Consider the following 4,745-nt stretch of genomic DNA (forward strand, 5'->3'; position numbering starts at 1 on the left):
GGGCGCACGGTTCCCGGACGCGCCGGGAGGGGCTTCCCGGCGGGGGGCTACGGCAGGGGCGGGAGCTCGCCGGTCTCCTCGTAGGCGGTCAGCATCGCGATGCGGCGGGTGTGCCGGTCCTCGTCGCTGTAGGGCGTCTCCAGGAACACCTCGACGAAGCGCGTGGCCTCCTCCAGGGTGTGCATCCGGCCGCCGATGCCGAGCACGTTGGCGTCGTTGTGCTCGCGGGCCAGCCGGGCGGTGTCCTCGCTCCAGGCCAGCGCGGCGCGCACGCCCGCGACCTTGTTCGCGGCGATCTGCTCGCCGTTGCCCGAGCCGCCGATGACGACGCCCAGCGCACCGGGGTCGGCGGCGACGCCCTGCGCGGCGCGCAGGACGAAGGGCGGGTAGTCGTCGACCGCGTCGTAGACGAACGGTCCGGCGTCGACGACCTCGTGACCGCGCTCCTTCAGCCAGGAGACGAGGTGTTCTTTGAGCTCATAGCCCGCATGATCTGATCCAAGGTAAACACGCACGGACACAGTGTCGCAGGTCGCCGGGGTCGGGACGCACGACGCCCCGCCCGTCGAGGGGACGGGCGGGGCGTCGGACACGTCGGTGACCGAGGGTCAGGCGGCGCCTGCGGCGGCCGCGACGGTCAGACCCAGCACGGCGAAGAGGGCCATGGAGGCGATGGCGATCACGTTGCTGATCACGATCATCTTGACGTCCTTGCCGAGGGGTCCTGCCTTGGAGACCGCGGGCTTGTTGCTCAACTCACACCTCGATTGGGTTCGACCAGGGGATCCAGTCGGAATTTTTCCACACCCCACAACGCGATTCTCACCGGGGCCGATTCCTGGTATGAACCGTTCCGGGCCGTGAGACCGGCCACACCCGGCGGTCACATCTGTACGGCCTTGACCTCGCAGAACTCCTCCAGGCCCGGCAGCCCCCACTCGCGTCCGTTGCCGGAGCGCTTGTAGCCGCCGAAGGGCGCGCGCGGGTTGAGCGCGCCGCCGTTGAGCTCCACCTGCCCGGCGCGCAGGCGGCGGGCGACCGCCAGACCGCGCTCGGGGTCTCCCGACCACACCGCGGCGCTGAGGCCGTAGACGGTGTCGTTGGCGATGGCCACGGCCTCCTCCTCGGTGTCGTAGGGGATGAGGGCCAGGACCGGGCCGAAGATCTCCTCCTGGGCGATGCGCATGTCGTTGCGCACGTCGGCGAAGACCGTGGGGCGGACGTGGTAGCCGGGGCCGTCGACGGGCTCGGCGCCGCCGGTGACCAGGCGGGCGCCCTCCCGGACACCGAGTTCGATGTAGGCGCGGACCTTGTCCAGCTGGGCCGCGGAGACCAGCGGCCCCAGCCGGGTGGACTCGTCCCCGGGGTCGCCGGGGACGTACTTGGCGGCGGCCTGCGCGGCCAGGGCGACGGCCTCCTCGTAGGAGTCCCGGTGGACGAGCATGCGGGTGAGGGCGTTGCAGCTCTGGCCGGTGTTGCGCATGACGTCGGCGACGCCGCGCTTGACGGCGGCGGTGAGGTCGGCGTCGGGCAGGATCACGTTGGGCGACTTGCCGCCCAGCTCCAGGGCGACCCGCTTGACGGTCTCGGCGGCCACCTGGGAGACGCGCACGCCCGCCCGGGTGGAGCCGGTGAACGAGACCATGTCGACCCCCGGGTGGGCGGCGATGGCCTCGCCGACGACCGGCCCGGTGCCCGAGACCAGGTTGAACACGCCCGCGGGCAGGCCCGCGTCGTGGAACACCTCGGCCAGGGCGTAGGCGCTCAGCGGGGCCACCTCGCTGGGCTTGAGGACGACCGTGTTGCCCGCGAGCAGGGCGGGCACGACCTTGAGCACGATCTGGTGCAGCGGGTAGTTCCACGGGGTGATGGCGCCGACCACGCCGACCGGCTCGCGGACGATGAGCGAGTTGCCCAGCTCCTCGCCCTCGAAGTAGCGCTCGCCGGTCTCCTCGACCAGGTCGATGTAGGTGCGGAACATGAGGGCGGGCAGGCCCGCCTGCACGGTGCGGGCGAACTTCGCCGGCGCGCCCATGTCCCGGGTGAGCACGGCGGCGATGGCGTCGATGCGCTCGTTGAAGAGGTCCAGCGCGTGGGCCAGGTGGGTGACGCGGCGGCCCGGGGCCAAGGCCGACCAGGCCGGGAGGGCCGCCGCGGCGGCCGCCACCGCGGCGTCGACGTCCTTGGGGTCTCCGGCCGGCACGGTGTCGATGACCTGCTCGGTCGCCGGGTCGATCACGTCCAGGGCCTCGTCGGAGGCGGAGTCGCGCCAGGCGCCGTCGATGTAGAGGGATCGCATGCCCCCACTGTCGCAGAACCGGATTCGGTCGGCCAGTGGGCGGTGTCCGACCGGTCGATCCACCGATGGCGGCCGGGCCCGGTCCGGGTCCGTCAGTCCCAGTGCGGGGGGCGCTCGGCGATCAGGCGGGCGGTGGAGTCGTCTGAGGCGTCGTCGCCCCAGCCCAGCGCGCCCTCGTCGGAGGTGGTGTCGGGCAGGACGTCGAGGTCGTCGAGGAACTCGACCCTGCGGTCGTCGTCGGGTCCGGGCACGGCCGGTCCTTTCATCGTCGTGGACGGCCGCCGCAGCGGCCCCCTCCAGTGTGCACCCGCGGGCGCCGGACCCCGTACCCGAGACCCGGCGCGCCGCGCTGTGCTTCTTCGGCCCTCCGCTCCGCCCACCCGTCAAGAATCAGAAGGTCCCCAACGGACGGCCTTCGGCCACAGGCCTTTCCTCGAAGACGTCTCCTCCGGGCCTCCAGGACCCCGCCGGCGCCTCGCGGCCGGTCAGTCGAAGACGGGGCCGCGGGTGCGGGTGCGCTTGAGCTCGAAGAAGCCCTCGGTCCCGGCGACCAGGCGGACGCCGTCCCAGAGCTTCCCGGCCTCCTCCCCGCGCGGGGTGGGGGTGATGACCGGGCCGAAGAACGCGACGCCCTCGACCTGGACGACGGGGGTGCCCACGTCCTCGCCGACCAGCTTCATGGCCTCGGCGTGGGAGGCGCGCAGGGCCTCGTCGTACCCGGTGGACCCGCCGGCCTCCGCCAGGTCCTCGGGCAGGCCCGCGTCGGCCAGGGCGGCGCGGATCGTCTCCTCGGTGCGGGGCTCGGCGTTGTTGTGGAACCGGGTGCCCAGGGCGGTGTAGAGGGCGCCCAGGACCTCGGGGCCGAAGCGCTGCTCGGCGGCGACGCACACGCGCACCGCGGCCCAGGACTTGTCCAGCAGGTCCCGGTACTCCTGGGGCAGGTCGCGCCCCTCGTTGAGGACGCTCAGGCTCATCACGTGCCAGCGCACCCGCACCGGGCGGACCTTCTCCACCTCCAGCAGCCAGCGGGAGGTGATCCAGGCCCAGGGGCAGGCCGGATCGAACCACATGTCGGCGTAGGCGATGTCCTGCTCGCCCGCGTCCGTGGTGGTCTGCGTCATGGAGTGCTCCTCGCAAGAGAGTCGGGGCGGCGCCCCGCGGGGGTCGACGTAGCGCTACAACCTTCGATTTCGGTTGCGCATTCCGCCCCGGTGCGTGGCAGGATCGGAGCCGAATCGACAACCGATCCACCGGCCCCGACGACGCTCCGCCCCGAGGTGTTCCCCCCGGTCCGGGCCGTCGCACCCGGTGCAGCGATCCGGCCGGCGACGACGGCGGCCGTGGAGGGAGCGTGGCGTGGCAGGGAACCTGACCCGGGACGAGGCTCGGGAGCGGGCGCGCATTCTGAGCGTCGACTCCTACGAGGTGGCACTCGACCTCACCACCGGTGACGAGACCTTCCGATCCACCACCGTGGTCCGCTTCTCCTCTTCGGAGCCCGGGGCGCGGACGTTCGTGGAGCTGGCGGCGCCCCGGGTGCTGTCGGCGACGCTGAACGGGGCGGAGCTGGACCCGGCCGAGCTGTTCGACGGCGAGCGCCTGACGCTGCCGGAGGTGGCCGCCGACAACGAGCTGACCGTGGTGGCCGACGCCGCCTACATGCGCACCGGTGAGGGCCTGCACCGGTTCGTGGACCCGGTGGACGACTCGGTGTACCTGTACACCCAGTTCGAGACCGCCGACGCGCACCGCATGTTCGCGTGCTTCGACCAGCCGGACCTGAAGGCGACGTTCGAGCTGACCGTGTTCGCGCCGCCGTCGTGGACCGTGGTGTCCAACAGCGCGCCCGACGTGGCGCGCGAGGCCGCGGGCGAGGAGCGGGTGCGCTGGCACTTCCCCGCCACCGAGCGCATGTCCACCTACATCACGGCGCTGGTCGCGGGCCCGTACCACGAGGTGCGCGACAGCCACGACGGCATCGACCTGGGCCTGTTCTGCCGGGCGTCGCTGGCCGAGCACCTGGACTCCGACGCCCTGTTCGAGGTCACCAGGCAGGGCTTCGACTTCTTCCACGACCTGTTCGGGGTCCGGTACGCCTTCGGCAAGTACGACCAACTGTTCGTGCCGGAGTTCAACGCGGGCGCCATGGAGAACGCGGGCGCCGTCACCTTCCTGGAGGACTACGTCTTCCGCTCCCGGGTGACCGACGCCCGCTACGAGCGGCGCGCCGAGACGATCCTGCACGAGATGGCGCACATGTGGTTCGGCGACCTGGTCACCATGCGCTGGTGGGACGACCTGTGGCTGAACGAGTCCTTCGCCACCTACGCCAGCGTGTACTGCCAGGCCAACGCCACCAAGTGGACGGACGCCTGGACCACGTTCGCGAACGTGGAGAAGGCCTGGGCGCTGCGCCAGGACCAGCTGCCCTCCACCCACCCGATCG

The 4,745-nt window shown here is 72.1% G+C and carries 6 protein-coding genes; 1 reads left to right on the forward strand and 5 read right to left on the reverse strand.

Features of this window, described 5'->3' with window-relative positions:
• Positions 1-47: 47 nt before the first annotated feature.
• From ACJOT3_RS32595 to ACJOT3_RS32615, 5 genes are all read right to left on the reverse strand, one after another.
• On the reverse strand, positions 48-515 hold the full coding sequence (locus ACJOT3_RS32595; RefSeq protein WP_406976979.1) for a ribose-5-phosphate isomerase: 468 nt from the start codon (positions 513-515) through the stop codon (positions 48-50).
• A gap of 93 nt (positions 516-608) precedes the next feature.
• Entirely contained in the window at positions 609-755 is a 147-nt protein-coding gene (locus ACJOT3_RS32600; protein WP_406976980.1) for a hypothetical protein, read from the reverse strand.
• Positions 756-883: 128 nt separating this feature from the next.
• Positions 884-2,299 carry an aldehyde dehydrogenase family protein gene (locus tag ACJOT3_RS32605; protein ID WP_406976981.1) on the reverse strand — a complete coding sequence of 472 codons (1,416 nt, stop codon included), beginning with the start codon at positions 2,297-2,299 and terminating at the stop codon, positions 884-886.
• Between the two features lie 92 nt (positions 2,300-2,391).
• Entirely contained in the window at positions 2,392-2,550 is a 159-nt protein-coding gene (locus tag ACJOT3_RS32610; RefSeq protein WP_406976982.1) for a hypothetical protein, read from the reverse strand.
• 234 nt (positions 2,551-2,784) lie between these two features.
• Positions 2,785-3,420 (reverse strand): mycothiol-dependent nitroreductase Rv2466c family protein, encoded by a 636-nt coding sequence (locus ACJOT3_RS32615; RefSeq protein WP_406976983.1) that lies wholly within the window; start codon positions 3,418-3,420, stop codon positions 2,785-2,787.
• A 235-nt stretch (positions 3,421-3,655) separates the two neighbouring features.
• Between ACJOT3_RS32615 and ACJOT3_RS32620 the strand changes: the two genes are divergently transcribed.
• A partial coding sequence (locus ACJOT3_RS32620) for a M1 family metallopeptidase (RefSeq protein WP_406976984.1) occupies positions 3,656-4,745 on the forward strand: 1,090 nt, incomplete at its 3' end.

Origin of the sequence: Nocardiopsis protaetiae, assembly GCF_045446735.1 — a bacterium.
GTDB lineage: Bacteria > Actinomycetota > Actinomycetes > Streptosporangiales > Streptosporangiaceae > Nocardiopsis > Nocardiopsis protaetiae.